This is a genomic window from Clostridium sp. CAG:221, from assembly GCA_000435835.1.
GTDB lineage: Bacteria > Bacillota > Clostridia > Clostridiales > Clostridiaceae > Clostridium.
The window spans coordinates 124,783-146,390 of the sequence record FR883402.1 but is presented as its reverse complement, the minus strand read 5'-3'; the positions used below and the strand labels follow the sequence as shown (position 1 = coordinate 146,390).

At 29.5% G+C, this 21,608-nt stretch carries 21 protein-coding genes; all 21 read right to left on the bottom strand.

Annotated elements, in window-relative coordinates; all coding sequences use genetic code 11:
* A partial coding sequence (gene pyrR, locus Q5O44_RS08150; RefSeq protein ID WP_302637650.1) for a bifunctional pyr operon transcriptional regulator/uracil phosphoribosyltransferase PyrR occupies positions 1 to 444 on the bottom strand: 444 nt, incomplete at its 3' end.
* Between the two features lie 13 nt (positions 445 to 457).
* On the bottom strand, positions 458 to 1,369 hold the full coding sequence (locus Q5O44_RS08145; RefSeq protein ID WP_022167918.1) for an RluA family pseudouridine synthase: 912 nt from the start codon (positions 1,367 to 1,369) through the stop codon (positions 458 to 460).
* 115 nt (positions 1,370 to 1,484) lie between these two features.
* Positions 1,485 to 2,087, bottom strand: a complete 603-nt coding sequence (locus Q5O44_RS08140) for a DivIVA domain-containing protein (protein ID WP_022167917.1) — start codon at positions 2,085 to 2,087, stop codon at positions 1,485 to 1,487.
* A 16-nt stretch (positions 2,088 to 2,103) separates the two neighbouring features.
* Complete coding sequence (locus tag Q5O44_RS08135; protein WP_022167916.1) at positions 2,104 to 2,871, bottom strand: YlmH/Sll1252 family protein; 768 nt, start codon at positions 2,869 to 2,871, stop codon at positions 2,104 to 2,106.
* A gap of 10 nt (positions 2,872 to 2,881) precedes the next feature.
* Positions 2,882 to 3,103 (bottom strand): YggT family protein, encoded by a 222-nt coding sequence (locus Q5O44_RS15245; RefSeq protein ID WP_291662418.1) that lies wholly within the window; start codon positions 3,101 to 3,103, stop codon positions 2,882 to 2,884.
* 45 nt (positions 3,104 to 3,148) lie between these two features.
* Positions 3,149 to 3,580 carry a cell division protein SepF gene (locus Q5O44_RS08130; protein WP_022167915.1) on the bottom strand — a complete coding sequence of 144 codons (432 nt, stop codon included), beginning with the start codon at positions 3,578 to 3,580 and terminating at the stop codon, positions 3,149 to 3,151.
* A 21-nt stretch (positions 3,581 to 3,601) separates the two neighbouring features.
* Positions 3,602 to 4,252, bottom strand: a complete 651-nt coding sequence (locus Q5O44_RS08125; protein WP_291662469.1) for a YggS family pyridoxal phosphate-dependent enzyme — start codon at positions 4,250 to 4,252, stop codon at positions 3,602 to 3,604.
* A gap of 127 nt (positions 4,253 to 4,379) precedes the next feature.
* Positions 4,380 to 5,108: a DUF881 domain-containing protein gene (locus tag Q5O44_RS08120; protein WP_022167913.1), complete on the bottom strand. Its 729-nt coding sequence runs from the start codon at positions 5,106 to 5,108 to the stop codon at positions 4,380 to 4,382.
* Entirely contained in the window at positions 5,109 to 5,459 is a 351-nt protein-coding gene (locus Q5O44_RS08115; protein ID WP_022167912.1) for a small basic family protein, read from the bottom strand.
* Between the two features lie 11 nt (positions 5,460 to 5,470).
* Positions 5,471 to 6,190 carry a DUF881 domain-containing protein gene (locus Q5O44_RS08110; protein WP_022167911.1) on the bottom strand — a complete coding sequence of 240 codons (720 nt, stop codon included), beginning with the start codon at positions 6,188 to 6,190 and terminating at the stop codon, positions 5,471 to 5,473.
* Between the two features lie 11 nt (positions 6,191 to 6,201).
* A complete protein-coding gene (locus tag Q5O44_RS08105) occupies positions 6,202 to 6,957 on the bottom strand; it encodes a cell division protein FtsQ/DivIB (protein ID WP_022167910.1) in 756 nt (251 codons plus the stop codon).
* A 115-nt stretch (positions 6,958 to 7,072) separates the two neighbouring features.
* The gene (gene spoVE / locus Q5O44_RS08100; protein WP_370545570.1) at positions 7,073 to 8,203 is read right to left on the bottom strand and encodes a stage V sporulation protein E; all 1,131 of its coding nucleotides are present in this window, start codon (positions 8,201 to 8,203) and stop codon (positions 7,073 to 7,075) included.
* Between the two features lie 10 nt (positions 8,204 to 8,213).
* A complete protein-coding gene (gene mraY, locus Q5O44_RS08095) occupies positions 8,214 to 9,188 on the bottom strand; it encodes a phospho-N-acetylmuramoyl-pentapeptide-transferase (RefSeq protein WP_022167908.1) in 975 nt (324 codons plus the stop codon).
* Positions 9,189 to 9,222: 34 nt separating this feature from the next.
* Positions 9,223 to 10,584 carry a UDP-N-acetylmuramoyl-tripeptide--D-alanyl-D-alanine ligase gene (gene murF / locus Q5O44_RS08090; protein WP_022167907.1) on the bottom strand — a complete coding sequence of 454 codons (1,362 nt, stop codon included), beginning with the start codon at positions 10,582 to 10,584 and terminating at the stop codon, positions 9,223 to 9,225.
* Positions 10,585 to 10,594: 10 nt separating this feature from the next.
* The gene (locus Q5O44_RS08085) at positions 10,595 to 12,043 is read right to left on the bottom strand and encodes a UDP-N-acetylmuramoyl-L-alanyl-D-glutamate--2,6-diaminopimelate ligase (RefSeq protein ID WP_022167906.1); all 1,449 of its coding nucleotides are present in this window, start codon (positions 12,041 to 12,043) and stop codon (positions 10,595 to 10,597) included.
* Between the two features lie 336 nt (positions 12,044 to 12,379).
* Positions 12,380 to 14,572: a stage V sporulation protein D gene (locus tag Q5O44_RS08080; RefSeq protein ID WP_022167905.1), complete on the bottom strand. Its 2,193-nt coding sequence runs from the start codon at positions 14,570 to 14,572 to the stop codon at positions 12,380 to 12,382.
* Positions 14,573 to 14,647: 75 nt separating this feature from the next.
* Positions 14,648 to 15,124, bottom strand: coding sequence for a hypothetical protein (locus Q5O44_RS08075; RefSeq protein WP_022167904.1), 477 nt, complete (start codon positions 15,122 to 15,124; stop codon positions 14,648 to 14,650).
* A 37-nt stretch (positions 15,125 to 15,161) separates the two neighbouring features.
* Positions 15,162 to 16,094 (bottom strand): 16S rRNA (cytosine(1402)-N(4))-methyltransferase RsmH, encoded by a 933-nt coding sequence (rsmH, locus tag Q5O44_RS08070; RefSeq protein WP_022167903.1) that lies wholly within the window; start codon positions 16,092 to 16,094, stop codon positions 15,162 to 15,164.
* A gap of 361 nt (positions 16,095 to 16,455) precedes the next feature.
* Entirely contained in the window at positions 16,456 to 17,553 is a 1,098-nt protein-coding gene (ychF, locus tag Q5O44_RS08065) for a redox-regulated ATPase YchF (RefSeq protein WP_022167902.1), read from the bottom strand.
* Between the two features lie 141 nt (positions 17,554 to 17,694).
* Positions 17,695 to 19,410, bottom strand: a complete 1,716-nt coding sequence (locus Q5O44_RS08060) for an ABC transporter ATP-binding protein (protein ID WP_368075155.1) — start codon at positions 19,408 to 19,410, stop codon at positions 17,695 to 17,697.
* 68 nt (positions 19,411 to 19,478) lie between these two features.
* Positions 19,479 to 21,215: an ABC transporter ATP-binding protein gene (locus tag Q5O44_RS08055; RefSeq protein ID WP_022167900.1), complete on the bottom strand. Its 1,737-nt coding sequence runs from the start codon at positions 21,213 to 21,215 to the stop codon at positions 19,479 to 19,481.
* Positions 21,216 to 21,608 lie beyond the last annotated feature (393 nt).

Genomic DNA, 21,608 nt, shown 5'->3' with positions numbered 1-21,608 from the left:
ATAATCAGCTCTAATTGGAAGTTCCTTATGGCCTCTATCAATTAATACAGCTAACTGTATACCAAGTGGTCTTCCTACATCAATAATTGCATCTATTGCTGCTCTCACTGTTCTACATGTGTATAAAACATCATCCACTAGTATAACTTTCTTTCCTTTTACTTCAACTCCTAAATCTACTGAGTTAACTTCTGGTAAATCTTTTATCTCTGATATATCATCTCTATATAATGAAATATCAACGTAACCTACTGGTACTTTTACCCCTTCAATTTGTTCAATATTGTTGGCTATTCTTTTTGCTAAAGGATAGCCTCTTCTCTTAATTCCTATTAAGACAAGGTCATTAACTCCTTTATTTTTTTCAATTATCTCATGAGAAATTCTTATCAAACTTCTTTTTATAGCCTTATCATCTAATAAATTTGCTTTTAATTTAGTCATAATAATTGCCCCCTTATTTTCTTAACTCTGTTAGTATATCATTAAAATAATCTGGTAATTCCGAATTAAATTCCATATATTCCCTTGTGCTTGGATGAATAAATCCTAAGGTTTTAGCATGTAGCGCTTGCCCTTCTATCTTTATCTTTTGTTTATTATGGCCATATACCAAATCCCCTACTAGTGGATGCCCTATAGATGCCATATGTACTCTTATTTGATGAGTTCTTCCAGTCTCTAAGGTACATTTTATCAGTGTAACACCCTTATTATACTCCTCTAAAACCTCATAATGAGTTACAGCCCTTTTCCCATCCTCAACTATAGCCATCTTTATTCTTTCCTTTTTATGACGTCCTAATGGCTTATCAATAGTGCCTTCTTTCTTGCTAAATCTTCCCTCAACTAATGCATAATATTCTCTTTTAATTGAATGATCCTTAAATTGTTCTGCTAAAAAATTATGTGCAGCATCATTTTTTGCTATTACGAGAATTCCAGAAGTATCTTTATCTATTCTATGGACAATCCCAGGTCTAATAACTCCATTAATTCCCGATAAATCCCCACAGTGATACAATAGGGCATTAACTAATGTTCCGTTATAATTACCTGGTGCAGGATGTACAACCATTCCTTTTTCTTTATTTACAACTACAACGTCTTCATCTTCATAAATAATATTTATATCTATTTTTTCGGCAGTTACATTTAACTCAATTGGTTCTGGTAGAATAACATTTATTATATCATTCTTACGTAATTTATAGTTACTTTTTATCTCAGATCCATTAATATCGATTTTTTTATCTGTAATTAAGCCTTGAATAAAAGATCTTGATTTACCTTGAATTTGCATTGAAAGATATTTATCAATTCTTTCACCTATAAATTCATCAGTAACATTAAAAATTAAATTATCCATTTCAAAAACTCCATTTTTTATTAATTCTCTGAACATTATAATATATTAAATCGTTATCCTCAATAACTTATCTCTAATTATATAAAATTTAAAAGAGACCTAAAGGTCTCTTTTATTAATTATTGGCAAAAAAACTTTTTATTTCTTTCATTTCTTCGCTAGAATTATCTTCTTCAACAACTGCGTCAAGCTTTTCTTCAGAAATATGTATATCCTTAGAACTTAACTCTAACTCTTCAACTGTCTCTGAAACATTGTAATTTTTAGTTAAATCTTTTTCAAGTTCATCAAAAGTTTGTAGCTGTGCATTAATGAAATTTCTAAACTTAGCTCTAAACTTAATAAACTCTTCTTTAACCTTTTCATACTCATCATTCACAGCAATCACATCATTATGAGCTTTATCTAAAACCTTCTGAGCACTTTCGTTAGCGTTCTTCATTATTAAATCAGCTTCCTTTTGCGAACTTTCTTTTGCTTGATCAGCCGCATTTTGTGCTAATAATAATGTATTTTGAATTGTATCTTCAAGTTTTTCATAATGCTCAACTTTTTCTCTTATTCTGCTTACTGTATCTTTTAGCCTAGAATTTTCTTTGAATATTTCTTCATAATTCTCTACTATTTCTTCCATAAATTCATCTACTTCATCAGCAGCATATCCTCTTATGGCTTTTTTAAATTCTTTGTTCTTTATATCCATTGGAGTTAATTTCATTACTATATCCCCTCATCTATATATAATTTTTTATAACTACTTTAAATTTTCCAGATTTCGTATTGCCAACAATACTTCCAGTACGAAACTTTCCTACTCCAGAAATAGTTATTACATTATTTTCCTGTACCTCTTTACTTTTCTCTTTAATCTTACAATAGTTCACTGAAACCTTATTGTTCTGTATTAGTTCAATAGCCTTAGCTCTAGATACATTTGCAAGCTTTGAAACATAATTATCAATTCTTAATGAAGGTATGTTAATTACTATTTCTTCAAAAACACTTTGAGGCAAATGTTCTTTATCAATAATTTCTATTTTAACAGGACATCTGCCTACAGATTCCATAGAAGTTATAATATAGCTTGCTATATCTTCATATACTGGAACTACAGCATAATCTTCAACTACTCGTAAATCACCTAGTTTTTCTCTTTCAATTCCTAACGACATTATTGAACCTAAATAATCCTTATGAGTTAAATTTTTAAATTTTGATTTATTAGTAATTTTAAGACAAATAAAAGGATATTCATAAAAATACTTATTATTAAATGATATTATTCTTCTATCTGCTTCATCATAAGCTCCATCAGCTTCAACAATAAAATCATTTTTATTGAAGTTTTCAACAAAATAGCTCCAAATATTTGGTGAACAGAAATTTTTTGAAAATACAGGTATATCCTTATTTTTGGCTAATATTAAATTATTGTAAATTCTGATAACAGAATCTTTATCTTCATTTGCAAAGTTTTTCAATAAGTTTTCTTTTGATATCATAGTACACCACTTAATAAATTAAAATTCCACTTATCATGTTTAAAAGCAAAATTGCTATAATTGGAGAAAAATCAATTATTATATCTCCAATAAACCTTCTTTGAAGCCTTCTTATAGGTTCTAAAATAGGATTATTGATAGAACGTAAAATATTATATATACTCATTTCTCTTGCATTAGGAATATATGAAAATACTACCTCTGCAAGAATAGTAATATTAAGTACATTCACAAGTATGCTAAGAAAATTACGAATAACTCCTATCTAAACCGCCCCCTACTTATTCCAACTAAATAATGCTTTTGAACTTATTTCACTTTTTAATTCATTTGATACTTCAACATTTTGAGGTGATAAAAGATATACTCTTTGTTCTATTTCCTGTAATTCTGCATTTAATACGCAAGCCGCACCACTTACAAAATCAACTAGTCTTTGAGCTATTTTTGTTTCTAAACTATTTGTATTAATAACTACTATTTTTCTGCTTTTAACAGCCTCAGCAATTTCTCTTGATTCTTCATAAGCTGTTGGCTTTACAACCATTATCTTTGCAGTATTATTACTGTGAATATTAACAACCTTTGTACCATGAGTATTTTGAATTATTGGTTCTATTTCACTTTGCTCTTCTTCTGTTTCTTCTAATTCATCAAACTCCTCATCATATTCACCTAATCCTATTATCTCCTTTAGCTTTCCAAACATACTATATCTCTCCTTTTTATACTATCTTTCTCCAAATATTCCCGACCCAATCCTAATTAGGTTTGCTCCTTCTTGTATGGCAATTTTAAAATCAGAAGTCATGCCCATTGATAATATTTCCATCTGTATATTTTTATAATTCTTCTTACTTAAATCATCATAAATATGTTTACTTTTATTGAAATAATATCTATTGGAAACTTCATCACCTTTAGGAATAATAACCATAATGCCTTTAACTTTAACATGATTACATTTTTCAACTGCTAAAATTAATTCATCAATATCCTCTTCTAATACTCCACTCTTACTTTCTTCTCTTCCGATATTTATTTGCATTAGTACATTAGCTACCAGGTTATTTTTTTCGTATTCACTTTCAATTTTATTAAGCAATTTAATACTTGACAGTGAATGTATCAAATAAACCTTCCCAACAATATACTTAACTTTATTAGTCTGCAATTTTCCTATTAAATGCCATCTAATATCATTAGGTAATTCGTCTTTCTTACTTAAAAGCTCTTGTACTTTATTTTCTCCGAAATCACGTATTCCAACATCATAAGCTTCTAAAATATCAGAAATGGGCTTAGTCTTAGAAACGGCTAATAGTTTTACACCTTTTGGTATTTCTTCCAAGTAGCCCTTAACTTTTTCTTTAATACTAATCCTAATCACCCCCTTATAAGAGTATATATATTATTTTCTTTATTAAGGATATATTTCCTTTATTAACACTTTCTAATTATAACATTTTTTTCGTATTTTTTTAATATACTTTTCAAGATTTTATTAATTATTTATCATTTCTCTTCATATATACAGAATCATAAATCTTATTTGTAGGTGAAATGATTATATTTTCCATGGTGTTTACTTCAATCTTAAGCTTTCTTATCATAAGTTCATTAATATAACTTCCTTCTGCTTTGATAGCTGTCTCTAATTGTTCAGGATCTCCAATGGCATAAAAGTAAAAAGGAGCCATCTCCATGCTTTCATCTTCAAAGCCAATAAAAGCCCAATTGCAAGTTACACCTGTATTGCTTAGGATTCTATAACTGTTTAAAGCTATGGCTTCAGCTCCAATATATCTCAGTTCATTTATTACCATGGCAACATCAATATCATGTAGAGTTCTTCTATTTACCTCTTCTTGACTATCGGTATGTATGTCGTAATCTCCATCTTCTATTTTAACTACAATTCCAGGGCCTTCTACTTCAGTAAGTCCCCCAATTGTATAATAATCATTTAATTGAGAACTCATGCTTTCAACAATATTAGTTGAATCATTCTCATCATTAATATAACTATTATATTGATCTTTTAGATTATAATTTTCTTCCTTTAAATCACTTATACTTTCATATAACATATTTCTTTCTTCTGAAGCATTCTTATATTCTTGGGCATTCATTTTAAATAACGATGACATAGAATTTATATTAAAATTAATAGATCCTAAAAATCCAATAATAAGCGATGCTATAAAGATAAAAAACTTATATTTATAGTTTTTCATCTACTCCCTCCTTTGCTTATTTTTATATTTGTCTAATAAAATACGTCTGATTATAGCAAAGTTATCAAATATACGTCCTCCAAAAACTATTACCGCTGCAATATAAATTGGAATTCCAAGTTTATCTCCAAGATATGCTAAAGCTGCAGCAAGAAGAGCATTTCCAAAGAAGCCTGAAATAAAAATATCAGGTTGGAACTTATTACTAAGATTAGCCTTTAGTGCGCCAAAAACTGAATCTAAACAAGCTAATACTGCCACTGACATATATGGTGAAAATTTATCAGGTATATTAATATCAAATAATAATCCTAAAAAAACTCCCAATAATAATCCTATAAATGCTATCATAAATCTCACTCCTATTGTACTGGTATTAAATAATCACTTCTTAAAGTTTGCGTTGTTTTTATAATAGTTATTTCATCACTACTCTTAACATCATTTGTATAATTTTTTAATGCTCCGGTTTCTAAAGACCCTCCATAGCTAACACCAACATTCAATTTTGATTTATCTCCTATAACTTTAATTACGATTTCACTGCTTGGATCTACTCTACCGGCTGAACCTATAGATATAGATGAACCTGCATTTTTTATACCAGTTTGAGGAGTTATCCTAATATCATTTATAGATATAGCTTCTGCTCTTGAATACCACAATGTATTTACTAAATATACTAGTTCATCTTCTGTAATTGTCCTAATGCTATCTGATGTATTAGTACCAAATATAGATGTTTTAGGCGTTAATGTAATGATAATCCCTGGCCCCTTTACATCCACTAGCCCTAGCTGCATTCTAGCATTATCCAGCTTTTTCTTAATCTCAGCTTCTAATTCACCTTCGCTGGTTGCTTTATCTTCTAGAGCCTTTATTTCTTCATTTAAAGTAGCATTAGCTTCTTCAAGCTCTTCTTTTTCCTTTTTAAGACTTTCTACTTCTTGTAAGATATCTGAATTTTCATATGAGTTAGTCAGTTCATCCTTTGTATTTAACAATTTGAATTGATACGTTAATAAAAATCCTAAAAATCCGCATACTACAGCTACAACTAATTGTGATGCAACTCTTTTCAAATTAATTCCTCCTACTCTTCACTCTTCTTAATTACCGGCATATTTTTTATACTTACATCAATATATCCACTTGTGATACCTACATTTCCATTTAAGATAATATTATATACATCATTAATTTTTTTATGAAAATCATTTATTTCTCCAAATAATATTTCTAAATTTCCAATATATCCTTTTATATCATATAGCTTAGACAAATCAAATCTATCAAACTTTATACTTTCTTTATTTTCAGCAATATATGGATAGATAATTTCTAGCGTTTCAATAATATGTTCATTATTGATTATCTTATTTCCTAATTGAAGCTCCTCTGTAGCTACACCAGTAATCTCAACTAAGTTTCTTCCTTCAATATTATTTGCAATCTCTATCAGTACACCTTTGTCATTAAATATATAATAACTACTATCATCTTTTGTATAAAAAACAGGTGATTCTTCAGTAATTTTTATATTTAGTGAATTTAGTCCACTAATATTTATCTTTGCTGATAAAAAATATGGTTCATTTAATATATCTTTAATCATTTTATGTCTATTTAAGGTAAAAATATTTTTACCCAGTCTAGTGTTAACTTTTTCTAGAACTGATTCAGCTGAAATATTAGATGTACCTTCTACTGTAATTGTTTTTAAATTAAATAATGGTGATTTAGTAAAGAAAATAATTAATATTATTAATACTATTGTAGAAATCATAAAAATTTTTTTTCTTGCCTTTTTTTTCTTTTTAATCTTAATGTATTCTTTTACTTCATTCATTGCTTTTTTTTACATCCTTATCCTAGTTTATACTAATATAATATCATTTTACTGTATAATTTTCATTATAATTTTTTACATAATAAAAAGCCCCTATAATAGGGGCCTTAGCTTCTTATCTAACATCGCTTTCAATCTGTCTAGATATATTTAATAAGATTCCCATTGCCGTCAAATTTATAACAAGGGATGTACCACCATAGCTTATAAACGGCATTGGAACACCGGTAACTGGCATAGAACCTGTTACAACTGCTATATTTATAATAGCTTGCACTGCAATAATTGATGTAATTCCCATTGCTAATAATTTTCCATATGTGTCTTTAGCCTTAATAGCAATTCTAACACCACGCCAAATGAAAATTATAAATAAAGAAATAATAATTAGACATCCAATTAATCCAAGTTCTTCACCAATTATTGAAAAGATAAAATCATTATGTGGCTCAGGCATATATAATGTTTTTTGCCTTGATTGACCAAGACCTAGTCCAGTAATACCTCCTGATCCTAAAGCATAAAATGATTGAATCAATTGATATCCATCACCAGCAGCATCCTTCCAAGGATCAATAAAGTTAAGCATTCTAGCTCTTCTGTAATCAGAACTAAAAATAAAAAATATTGCTAAAGTCAGCAACCCTGGCAGTACTATTCCAAACAAGTGCTTAATCTTTCCACCTGAGATAAAAAGTAAGATAAATGTAACAATCATAATTATTGCAGCAATACTTAAATTCTTTTCAGCTAAAACTAAAGCTGCAAAAAAACCTGATAAGCCAAGATATGGTACTATTCCAGTCCAAAAATCTTTTATCCCATCACCTTTAATATCAATACTTAAAGCAAGAAATAATACTACCACATATTTAGTTAACTCTGATGGCTGAAATGAAAGTCCCCCAAGTTGAATCCATCTTTTAGCACCATTTACTGCCGGGAAAAAAAATACTGCTATTAATAACGGAACAGTAATTATCAACAATTTTGGTGTTATTTTTTTTAGTCTGTGATAATCAAAATTCATCATAAAAAACATAGCTAACAAGCCTATAACAGCCATAATTCCCTGCTTCTTTAAATAAAACATACTATCATTATAATGAAACATTGAGTAAAATGAACTTGCTGAATATATCATTACAACACCAATTGCCAATAATATAAGTATTGTATATAAAACTCCAAAATCAACTTTTCCTATGTTTTTATTTTGATTTTTCTTATCTAGTATCACAGACATTCCTCCTATTTTACAATGCTAAGAATCCTATTAAACATAAAACTGCAGTAATAAGTGAAAATACTGTAACTATTTTTACTTCTGACCACCCACATTTTTCAAAATGATGATGTACAGGAGCCATTTTGAATACTCTTTTACCAGTTAATTTAAACGAAGTCACTTGTATTATTACCGATAAAGTTTCAAATACATAAACTCCTCCTACTATTATAATTAATAAAGGCTGTTCTAATATTATTGCAATAGTAGCAATGGCACCACCAATTGCAAGTGATCCTGTATCTCCCATAAAAATTTTTGCAGGATAAGCATTATATTTTAAAAATCCTATAAGTCCGCCTATCAATACTACACAAAATACTGCTAGAGATGTTTCTTTCATCATAAAGCATACAATTGTAAAGAAAGTTAAAACTAAAATAGATACTGATGTAGCTAATCCATCTAATCCATCAGTAAGATTAACTGCATTTGTTGTAGCTGCATATATTATTACAACAAAAGGAATATATAAAATTCCTAACGGCATTTCAAATGATGTAAAAGGAATTAACAAATTAGTATTTAAATTGTAATATCCATAAATGGCCAAAGCTATAGAAAATATTAATAATAATATCATTTTTTGTCCTGGCTTTAACCCTTCGCTTTGCTTTTTAAGAATTTTTAATAAATCGTCTAAAAATCCAATAAAACCAAAAGCAATTAATGAGTATAGGGCAATCATTGCTTTATCATTAAATTTATATCCTAAAATAAGCATAACTATTACGGATGATAAAATAAAGATAACTCCGCCCATAGTTGGTGTACCTGCCTTTTTCAAATGACTTTCTGGTCCTTCTTCCCTAATATTCTGACCAAACTTTAACTTTCTTAATAGAGGAATTGCTATTGGACCAGACACCAGTGAAAGGATTATAGATAATATCAATCCTATTCCTAATTTAGAACTTATAAGATTTATTATATTCTCCCCCATATAAACTGCTCAGCAGCAGTTCACCTCCTTCGTTTTATTTTAATTCCTTTAACTTAGATGTTACTTTTTCGAATTTCATTCCTCTAGATGCCTTAACTAATATAACATCATCTTTATTAATTAAACTATCTACTTCTTTAAAAAAGTCATCTTTTGAAGCAAATTTTCTAATATTCTCATTACCAAATCCATTTTCATAATTATCAACATTTTCACCAATAACTATTAATAAATCTATTTTACCTTTTGCAAATGAACCTACATCTTCATGTGCTTCTTTAGTTTTGCTTCCAAGTTCATACATATCTCCTAGTATGGCAACTCTTCTCATTGCAGCTTTAGTCATTAATACTTCTATAGAAGATTTCATAGAATCAGGGCTTGCATTATAGCAGTCATTTATAATAGTAATCTTATCAGTTTTTTCAACTTCTAATCTCATAGATGTAGCCTTTAAATTTGCAAGACCATCATTCATCTCCTTAAGTGATACATTTAAATTTCTGGCAATATCTATAGCCAACATCATGTTTAATACATTGTGCTTACCTGCCATAGGCAATTCAAAATCATATTTATCATTTCCACAATTAGCAGTAAACTTAACACTATCTTCTCTTAATATAATATTAGATGCGTAAACATCATATTCATGATTATATCCAATTTTTTCAATTTTATAATCATTAGAATTTAATTTTTTAAGTCTTTCATCTTCAGCATTTACCACTAGTATATTATCTTTAGTGAAGTATTCTGTAATCTCCATCTTAGCTTTAAGTATATTGTCTTGAGTCTTTAAATTTTCTAAGTGAGAAAGACCTATATTAGTGATAGCAGCCATATCCGGTTCTGCCGCTTTTGCCAATCTTTTAATTTCACCTAAATCACTCATCCCCATTTCTAACACCGCCACATCATGTTCAGATGTAAGCTGTAATATCATAAGTGGAAGTCCTATTTCACTATTAAAATTACCTTCTGTTTTAAATACATTATATTTTGTACTTAATACTGCTGCAATTAAATCCTTTGTTGAAGTTTTACCACAAGAACCTGTAACTCCAATAACCTTAAGATTTAATTTTCTTCTATAGAAATTAGCTAACTTAAGCATTGCTTTAACTGTATTATCCACTTTAATTACAATACCTTTTCCTTCAGCATCTTCCTTTTTAAAATTAACTTCATCTACCACTGCAATAGATGCTCCTTTTTCAAGAACATCTATTGCTACATTATTAGCATTAAATCTTTCACCTTTAATTGCAAAGAATATACAATCTTCAGTAACCTTTCTATTATCTATGCACGTACCTTTAAAATTTTTATTGTCATTGTTAACAACTACAGTACCTTCAAGAGCCCTTACTAATTCTTCAAATGAAAATTCCATCTATCTTCCTCTACTTTCCTGATAATATTTCATCAACAACTTCTCTTTCATCAAAGTGAATTACACCTTCATTATTAATTTGATATGTTTCATGCCCTTTTCCAGCTAAAACAACAACATCACCTGGTTCAGCCATCTTTAAAGCTAATCTTATAGCTTCAGATCTATTTTCTATTGCTAGATAATTTGTTTTTTCTATTCCTACAACAATATCCTTAATAATTGCCATTGGATCTTCATGTCTTGGATTGTCAGAAGTAATAATAACAAGATCCGCAATTTCACTTCCTACTCTACCAAGCTCAGCTCTTTTAATTTTATCTCTATCTCCACCACTTCCATAAACAGCTATTAGTCTATTCTTAGCAAATGATTTTAATGTTTCTAAAATGTTTTTCATTCCATCTGGTGTATGTGCAAAGTCAATAATTATTTCATATGGTATATCATATTTATCACCAATTCTTTCACATCTTCCAGGTACAACTACATCTAAAAGTCCTGCCTTAATGCATTCTTCTGAAATATTTAATTCTTTTGCAGCAGCAATTGTTCCTAAAGCGTTATATATATTATATTCACCTGGTAAGACAAACTTATATGAAGTGCTATTGCAATCAAATATTATATCTTTTTCTTCTAACCTAATATTTTCTGCTCTAAAATCACTTGAGTTTTCTATTGAATAAGTTACTACTTTCTTACCTAATTTATCAACATCGTTTAATACTCTATATCCATAGCTATTATCAATGTTTATAACTGAAACTTTACTTCTTTCAAATAATTTAAATTTAGCATTATAATAATTATCAAATGTTTTATGGAAATCTAAGTGATCTCTTGTTATATTAGTGAAAATACCTATTTCAAAGTTACAACCATAAACCCTATCTAATTCTAGTGAATGTGATGAAACTTCCATTACACAGTATTTACATCCTTTATCAACCATATCTTTAAATAACTTTTGAAGTTCTAATGATTCAGGTGTTGTTCTTTCAGATTTAACTTTTTCATCTCCTATGTAATTAGCAATAGTTCCTACAAGACCAACTTTTTCACCTGCTTTTTCAAGTATTGATTTTAAGATATATACGCTAGTAGTCTTACCGTTAGTACCAGTAACCCCAATAAGCTTTAATTTTTTTGTTGGATGATCATAAAAATTAGCAGACATAGTAGCTAATGCTTTTCTACCTTCTTTAACTCTTAACACTGTTACTTCCGTTGGTATAGTATTAAGATCTAAATCTTTTTCACACATAACTACTGTAGCTCCAGCATTTATAGCATTAACTGCATAGTCATGCCCATCAACTTCAAATCCACTTAAACATACAAATAAGTCATTTTCAGCAATCTTTCTACTGTCATACTGTATTTTATTAATTTCCTTTTCATCGCTTCCTTGTAAAACCTTATAATCCACACCATTTAATAGCTCTAATAATTTCATCTTCTATCTCTCCTTAATTATCATTAAATGTTTACTTTGCAGCAGCAATAATGCTTCCCAATACAAAAGTGGCTGACGCCACGCTTCAGCGAAGGAAGCAACTTTTGTTAGCCAACCAAAAGGTTCTAAAAGAAAAATAAGTCCTTACAAAAATTTAATTAATTTATTTTTCTTTTAAGGTTCTTTTGGGGCACTATAATTTTCTTTTTAACGCATTAGTAATGCTGTATATAAGAAATGGCTAATTTATTGGTATTCCCTATGTTAAAAATTTTATAGTTTTCTAAGCGTTAAAAAAATAGCATGTGTAAATCCACATGCTAAAAATGAAAAAAGCTAATCTCCATAATCATCACTAAGAGTTAACCTAACATTTGAACCTGTGGTTATTACTTCACCCGCAGGAATACTTTGATCAATAACAAAACCATCACCTTCAAGGCTATATTTTATACCTAAATCATCAAGGATATCTTTAGCTGAAGTTACTGATAATCCTGTTAAATCTGGCATAGATACCTTATTATTATCTACTGCATCTCCAGTATAAATCGTTATCTTGGTTCCTTCTTTCACTGTATAACCTGGATATGGCTGAGTATTTGTTACAATCTCCCCACTACCCTCTATATTATACTCTAAATTTACATCTTTTAAAATTTTTTTTGCTTCTTCTATAGATTTCCCACGAATTTCCGGAATTAAAACATCTCTTACCACTGCATTATAATCTTCAGAAAACTCTGAATCCATATAATTGAATATGTCTGTCAAAAGTATTTTCATAAGCGGTGCAGTTACAACACCGGCATAATACGCTCCATTGCTTGGCTCATCAATACTTACAAAAGCAGTAATTTCCGGTGAATCTACCGGTGCCATTGCAGCCATAGAAGAAATATATTTCCCACTTTCATATCCACCAGTAACTGAATTAACTTTTTGAGCTGTTCCAGTCTTACCACCGATATGATATCCTTCTATATAACTTTTATTTGAACCACCTTCATTTACTGTTCTCTCTAAATAATCTCTTAATGTGGCTGTACTTTTATCTGACAACACATTTTTAGAAATCACCGGTTCATAAGTTTCATCTATCACCTTAGTATCATCACTATTATAATGTGATACTTCTTTCATTATATGAGGCTGTATTAAACTTCCACCATTAGCTAGAGCATTAAATGCTTGCATGTACTGTATGGCAGTTACCGTATTGGTTTGTCCAAATGAAATAGTTGCTAAATCTGATTCTGTAATATTTTCAGTCTTTTTCACTATACCAGATGCTTCTCCTGGTAAATCAATTCCTGTAGTTTTTCCAAATCCAAGCTTTTTAATATATTCATTTAATGTTTCTTTACCTATTTTTTCACCTAGCTTCATAAATCCAACATTACATGAATTCTGTAAAATCTGAGGTAAGATTTGACTACCATGTCCTGAAGTTTTCCAACATTTAATGGTGTGTGAGCCAACTTGAAGACTTCCTCCACACTCAAAAGTATCTGATTCTGAAGCTATACCTTCTTCTAAAGCTGTTACCATTGTAACAACCTTAAAGATGGAACCAGGTTCAAAAGTATCATTTACCAAGCTATTTCTCCACATCTTTTGAAGCTTTTCTCCATCAGTTTCACCTGAAAAATCTTCAAAACCATCAAAAGGATTATTAGGATCGAAATCCGGCTTATTTACCATAGCTAGTATTTCGCCATTATTAGGGTTCATAACCATAATAGATACTCTTTTAGCTTGATTATCTACCAATCCTTTTTCCGCAACCTTTTCTGCAATAGCTTGTATTTTTGAATCAATTGTTAAAGTAACATCCTTTCCATCTATAGGTTCTGTAAAATTAGATATAGTATAAGATAAATTTTCTTCATTTCGCTCAATCTCAGAAATTCTTACTCCTGGTACACCAGATAGATGCTCATTGTATTGAAGTTCAACTCCTGTAAGTCCCTGTCCATCAACATTAGTACTTCCTAGTACATGAGCCAGAAATTCACCTTTAGGATAATATCTTTTTGTATCTGGTGAAACAATTACACCATCAATATTTAAGTTATTGACCTTGTCAGCAGCCTCTTTTTCGATTCTTCTTATTAAGGTAGCAGATCCAGCATTAGCACCACTAGCCAGCTTGGTTTCAAGTTTTTCCATAACCTTACTTTCTTCCATTGCTACAGCATCAGCAATTTTACCAGCAATATCAGCATTAGTTAATGAATTATTTTTCAAGTACTGCCTAACAGAATTCAAATCAAAATCAATTCTATAAACATTTGCAGAAACTGCCAACTCTACACCATTTCTGTCTAGTATCCTTCCTCTTCTTGCATCGATACTTACTTCACTTGTCCACTGTTCTTCAGCTCTAGAGGAGTATTCATCCCTCTTAACAATCATAATATAGGACAACCTTACCATTAATATAAAAAATACTACAACAATCGTCCATACTACTAATGTTAATCTCTTCTGAATCAATGCTCGATCCTTAAACTTCTTTTTTTTCACTTCCATTCCCCCATTAAATAATTAGAGAATGGATAGTTATATTTTTTCAAATAAGGAAAAAATCACTTGCATTCCCTAATTAAAAATACTCTTAATTTTATCGAGGAAACTTTCTCCATTTTCTTCTTCATTAATATGTGAAAAATAATCTTTAGACATATCAATCATTATAGTATTGTCCTTGTTAGGATATACCATGCTTAATTCATTTTCAGCAACGTTTTTAACATTTTCTAAAGATGAATATTTTAATAGCATTACTTTTAACGCATCATTAATATCTGATGATACTTCTGCTTCTTCCTTTATTTGTGTTAATTCATTTTGCCTGTCATAAACATATCCATCAATTGCTAAGGTTATTCCACCAAGAATACAAACTAAAGCTGAAATCCCCACCACATTTGAAATTAAATTCACCTTAAGCTTCTTAATTTTCTTTGCTCGTAACTCTTCTTTGATTTTTTGCTTTTTATTTTTGTCATACTGCGGTTTTCTTTCAGGTACAAGTGCGGTGTTTCCTCTTGTATAATTATATTCCCTAGCACCCATTTTATTCACATCCCTACATTTTATTTATTATTTAGAATTATAGTTTTTCTATAACTCTTAATTTAGCACTTCTACTTCTTGGATTTATCTCCACCTCTTCTTTCGTAGGTTCTATGGCTTTTCTTGAAATTATTTTTACCTTTGCTTTTTCACCACAGACACAAACTGGGAATTCTTTAGGACATCTACATGATACAGCTAAATCTCTAAATTTATTTTTTACTATTCTATCTTCAAGAGAATGGAAAGTTATTATTGCCATTCTACCACCTTTATTAAGCTTTTCTACACCATCTTCTATAGTTTTATTTAATATAGAAAGTTCGCTATTTACTTCGATTCTAATTGCTTGGAAAGTTCTTTTAGCTGGATGTGGTCCTTCTCTTCTTGCTTTTGCAGGTATAGCATTTTTTATAATTTCAACAAGTTCTAAAGTTGTTTCAATGTTTTTTTCCTGTCTATTTTCTACAATAAAACTTGCAATTCTTTTAGCAAACTTTTCTTCGCCATAATCTCTTATAATTCTATATAGGTCCTCTTCTGAATACTCATTTACCACATTATATGCAGAAAAATCATTTTCCCTATTCATTCTCATATCAAGGGGAGCATCTTTCATATAGCTAAATCCTCTCTCTCCCTCATCAAGTTGATAAGAAGATACACCTAAATCCATAAGTATACCATCAACACCGTCAATATTTAAATTGTTTAAAACATTTTCTATATTTGAAAAATTACTATGTACAAATGTAACATTAGAGTAATCTTTCAGTCTTTCCTTTGCAGCTTTTAGTGCATCGGTATCTTGATCGATTCCTATCAGTCTTCCTTCCTTAGAAAGTCTCTTTAAAATTTCACTTGAATGTCCTGCGCCGCCTAGGGTTCCATCCACATAAATACCATTTTCCTTAATATTTAATCCTTCTAGGCATTCATTTAACAAAACTGAAACATGATTAAATTCCATAAAATTAACTCCTTCTATCCTAGCTGTCCATTTTTATGCTACAGAGCTTAAGTATTATTATATAAACATACATACAATATTTTTTTACTCCATATACTTACTATTTTCATTTTCTATAGTTACTATAACCTTTTCTACTTCTGCATATTCTTCCTATATTGAACTGATTTTATTTCCTATGTGCATAATCACTACATTATACCATTTTAACCACTATACTATATATTCTATATAAAATTACCGTATCCTTCAAGATTTATTTAGTATTTATTCTATATTTATTGACAGCAAAACTAATTAATCAAAAAAATAACTCTACATGAATATAAATTCATGTAGAGTTATAAAGAAATTTAAAAAATTAAACATTAAATCTGAAGTTAACTACGTCACCATCATGCATAACGTAATCTTTACCTTCTAGTCTATATTTTCCTTTTTCTTTAGCTTGTGCTTCTGAACCACATTCAACTAAATCATCATAAGCTACAACTTCTGCTCTGATAAATCCTCTTTCAATATCAGTGTGTATCTTACCTGCTGCTTGAGGTGCCTTTGTACCTTCTTTAATAGTCCAAGCTCTAACTTCTTGAACTCCAGCTGTAAGGTAACTTATTAATCCTAATAGTCTATAAGATGCTCTTATAAGCTTATCTAATCCAGCTTCAGTTAAACCATATTCTGCTAACATTTCTGCTTTTTCTTCATCTTCTAAACCTGAAAGTTCTTCTTCAAGCTTAGCACAAACAACAACTATTTCTGAGTTTTCTGCTTCTGCATATTCTCTTACCTTTTGAACATATTCATTGTTTAAGTTTCCGCTCATCATATCATCTTCAGATATGTTGCATGCATAAAGTACAGGCTTAGAAGTAATCATGAATAAACTCTTAATGAATGCTTCTTCATCTTCATTAACTTCTAAAGTTCTTATTGGCTTATTTAATTCTAAATGAGCTTTAACTTTTTCCATTATTTCATATTCAGCCTTTGCTTTCTTGTCGCCTGATCTAGCAAGCTTAACTCCTTTTTCCATTCTTCTTTCAAGAACTTCTAAGTCAGCAAATATTAATTCTAAGTTAATTGTTTCAATATCTCTTATTGGATCAACGCTTCCTTCAACGTGAACAACATTTTCATCATTGAAACATCTTACTGTATGAACAATAGCTTCAACTTCTCTGATATGAGATAAGAATTTATTTCCTAATCCTTCACCTTTTGAAGCTCCTTTAACTAAACCTGCAATATCATAAAATTCTACAGTAGTATAAACTTTTCTCTTTGTATTATACATTTTTTCTAATACATCTAATCTCTTATCTGGTACACTTACAACACCAACATTTGGTTCTATAGTACAGAATGGATAGTTAGCTGATTCTGCACCTGCTTTTGTTATCGCATTAAATAATGTACTTTTTCCTACGTTTGGTAATCCTACAATTCCTAATCTCATCTATGTACATTCCTTTCTTACCTTAACTAATACTTTAAAATTATACTCTAGATACAATTTTATTTCAACACAATAATATTATTATAGCATTTAAATTATAAATTTAAAAATGAAGCTTCTATTTTGAAGCTTCATTTACATCTAAGCACCTTCATTTAAAAATTCGTATTGTGCACTATATAAGTCATAGTACATGCCTTTATTTCTCAACAATTCATCATGTGTTCCTGCTTCAATTATTTCACCATCTGAAATCACTAAAATCTTATCACAATCACGTATTGTTGATAATCTATGGGCAATAACAAAAGAAGTCCTTCCTTTAATAAGCTTTTCAATTCCTTTTTGCACCAACATCTCTGTTTGTGTATCAATATTGGATGTCGCTTCATCAAGAATTAAAATCCTAGGATTAGCAAGCAGTGCTCTGGCAAATGACACAAGCTGCCTTTGACCTAGAGATAATCTTGAACCTCTTTCATTAACTTCAGTATCATAGCCGTTTTCCAATTTCATAATAAACTCATGGGCATTAACAGCTTTAGCAGCATTTATTACTTCTTCATCAGTTGCATCCAATCTTCCATATCTTATATTTTCCATTATAGTGCTTGAAAATAAAAATGTGTCTTGTAGCATAATTCCCATCTGGCTTCGATAGCTATATAAGTCTACATACTTTATATTCTTACCATCAACCAATATTTCACCATCAGTTGGATCATAAAATCTACTTAAGAGTGAAATAATAGTGGTCTTTCCTGATCCAGTTGCTCCTACTAAAGCGATTTTGTCACCAGGATTAACTTTAAAATTAATATTATTTAAAACTTTTCCACCTACATTATATGAAAAATCAATATTCCTGAATTCAACTTTTCCCTCAATTCTATTCATTTTAGGTGCTTTACCTATATTTTCTATATCTGGCTCCTGATCTAATATATCAAATATTCTATCTGCTGCAGCAAAATTTGTTATCAAAGTATTATAAAAACTAGATAAATTCATTATAGGTCTCCAGAACATTCCTGTATACATTGAAAAAGCAATAAGTTTTCCTACTTGTATTTCACCAGATAAAATAAGCCTGTATCCTACAGCAAAAACAATGAGTGTTCCTATTCCCCATGATAATTCAACTAAAGGCCAGAAACAATCATTAAGCCTTACTGCATTGAGAAATGCCTCCTTTTGCCCCTTTACCATTTTACGGAAATTTTTCTCAGTATTCTTTTCATTTGCAAAAGCTTGTACTACCTTTATACCTGAAAAATCCTCATGGGTAAATCCATTTAGATTTGATCTTTTATTCCTAAATACTTCCCATCTTTTTCGAGAATGTATTTCAATGTAAAACATAGCTATTGTTAAAAAAGGTAACAAAATAATACAAGCCATTGCTAATTTTATATTTAGAATAAACATAGCTATTGCTACACAAATAAGACTAAGTAACTCAGGTATCAACGTTTGTATACTCTGATTAAATAAATTCTTTAATGCATTTACATCGCCAACTACCCTTGCCAGTATCTTCCCAACAGGTCTATTATCAAAGAAATCAAAAGATAACTTTTGTATGTGTTCATAAAGCTCATGCCTTATATTAACCAAAATATTATTAGTTATTTTTGAAATCATAGTCCATCTTATTTTTGATGCTATCCAAGCAAATATATTTATAATTAATAAAAGGCCACCAATTAACAATATACCATTAATATCTTTATTAACCACATGTACATCTATAGCTTGTTGTAATAAATATGGATTCACAACATTACATAGCATTACCAATATCATTAGCAATATTACTATCATTGATTTAGCTTTATACGGCTTTAGATAAGCCATAAGCCTTATAATAATTTCTTTCTTACTTCTTCGAACTATTTCTTCATCTTTTTCTATATTGTTAAGCACTATATCACCTCTTTTTCCACCATATCAAAATCTTTAAATTGTTCACAATAGATATTGTAATATTTACCTTTTTTCTTAATAAGTTCATCATGGGTGCCTTTTTCTTTAATTTCACCATCTTCAAGATAAAGTATCATGTCTGCATTTTTTACTGCTGAAATTCTATGAGCTATTATAAATGTAGTACAATTCTTATTCATGCAGTTTAAATTACCAAGAAGCTTATGCTCTGTTTCCATATCTAAAGCAGATGTAGAGTCATCCAGTATCAATATTGGAGCTTTTCTTAAAAGAGCTCTTGCAATGGAAATTCTTTGTTTTTGTCCGCCTGAAAGTCCAAGTCCTCTTTCACCAATTTCAGTATCATAGCCACTTTCTAAATCTTCTATAAATTCATTACAACATGAAATACTTGTAGCTCTTTTTACTTCTTCATCAGATGCATTAGCATTACTAAATTTAATATTATTCTTTATGCTATCAGAAAATAAGAAAGTATCTTGTGGCACCACAGACATATTTCTCCTTAGAAATTCAAGATTATAATCTCTAACATCAATATCATCAACAAGTACTTGCCCACTTGTTACATCATAGTATCTTCCAATCAAATTAAGTAATGAAGTTTTACCAGAACCTGTTGGTCCCATAATTGCAACTGTACTACCAGATTTTATATTCAAATTAATATTCTTTAAAATCATCTTATCATCATATTTAAAAAACACATTTTTAAAACTTATATCTCCTTTAACTTCTTCTCCCTTATAAGAATCCTCTTTTGATTCAACCTTTGAAGGTCTCTCTATAATATTAAAGATTTTTTTTGCAGAAGCAGAGTTTCTTGATAAAAGGTCCATAAGACTTCCAAGCTGTCGCATTGGCCAAATCAAATTACCTATATATCCACTGAAAGCAACCAATGTTCCAAGAGTCATACTGCCATTCATCACAAATATTCCCCCAATAACTATCATCATCATCTGAGAAACATTTGTAAGGAAATCTATAGGTGGAAAATAAGTTCCTAAAACTTTTGCCTGTTTAACATTTAAATCATAGTACTCCTGATTCATCTTTAAAAACTTATTTACTTCATGCCTTTCTCTAGCAAAAGCCTTTACCAACCTAACACCAGCAATATTTTCTTGTGCGGTGGTATTTATTTCAGCTGTTTTATCACTGATTTCTTCATAGCACTTGCCAAACTCCTTTTCCAGCTTTATACCTATAAATGAAATTGGTAACATTACTAGAATACATATAGTTGTCAGTTTCCAATCAAGCATAAATAAGATACCTGCTGATAAAGTAAAATATATTATATTTTCTATAAATAACCGAAGTCCAAAGCTAACTGTGTCCCATATATTTTCAACATCTTCTCCGATTCTTGACATAAGTTCTCCAGTATTCATACCATCAAAAAACTTAAATTCAAGACTTTGGATATGATTGAATAAATCTATTTTTATATCTTCTTGTACAAGACTACTAACTTTATCATATGAAAATTCCTTAACATAGCCAAAAAGTGCTTTAAATACAGAAATCAACAAAAAGCATATTAAAATAGGTACTATAAGATTATATTTCTTATTCAATATTCCTTGGTCTAAAAATACTTTTTGTAAATATGGACTGCATAAGTCAACTCCTATAATAGCAAGCATACATAATGTTCCTTTAAACAATTCAAATCTATGTTTGCATACATATTTTATTATTTTTTTCATTTTGTTACCCCCTTGATTATTAATTAATCATTCTACCTTCTTCTCAAATACCATCTACATCTTCCCTTCTAATATTAAAAAATAAAAGGCTATGGATTGTGACCATAGCCTTTTATTTTTTACAACATTATATATAAGCATAAAAAGGCTATGGCATAAATAGCCATAGCCTCATAATTTACATAATACAAATCATATATAAAATAATTGAGATAGGGCTATCATTTTATTATTTTTTTTCTTAAACTACTTAGTCTAAATTTTGATTTTAACATATTCCTACCTTCTTTTATTTTTTTACTTTTTTACCATTTTATACCTAAATATAGTTATTGTCAATACTTTTTAAATTTTTCCATGTTTATATTATCTGTTTTTACTAAAAATAAATTT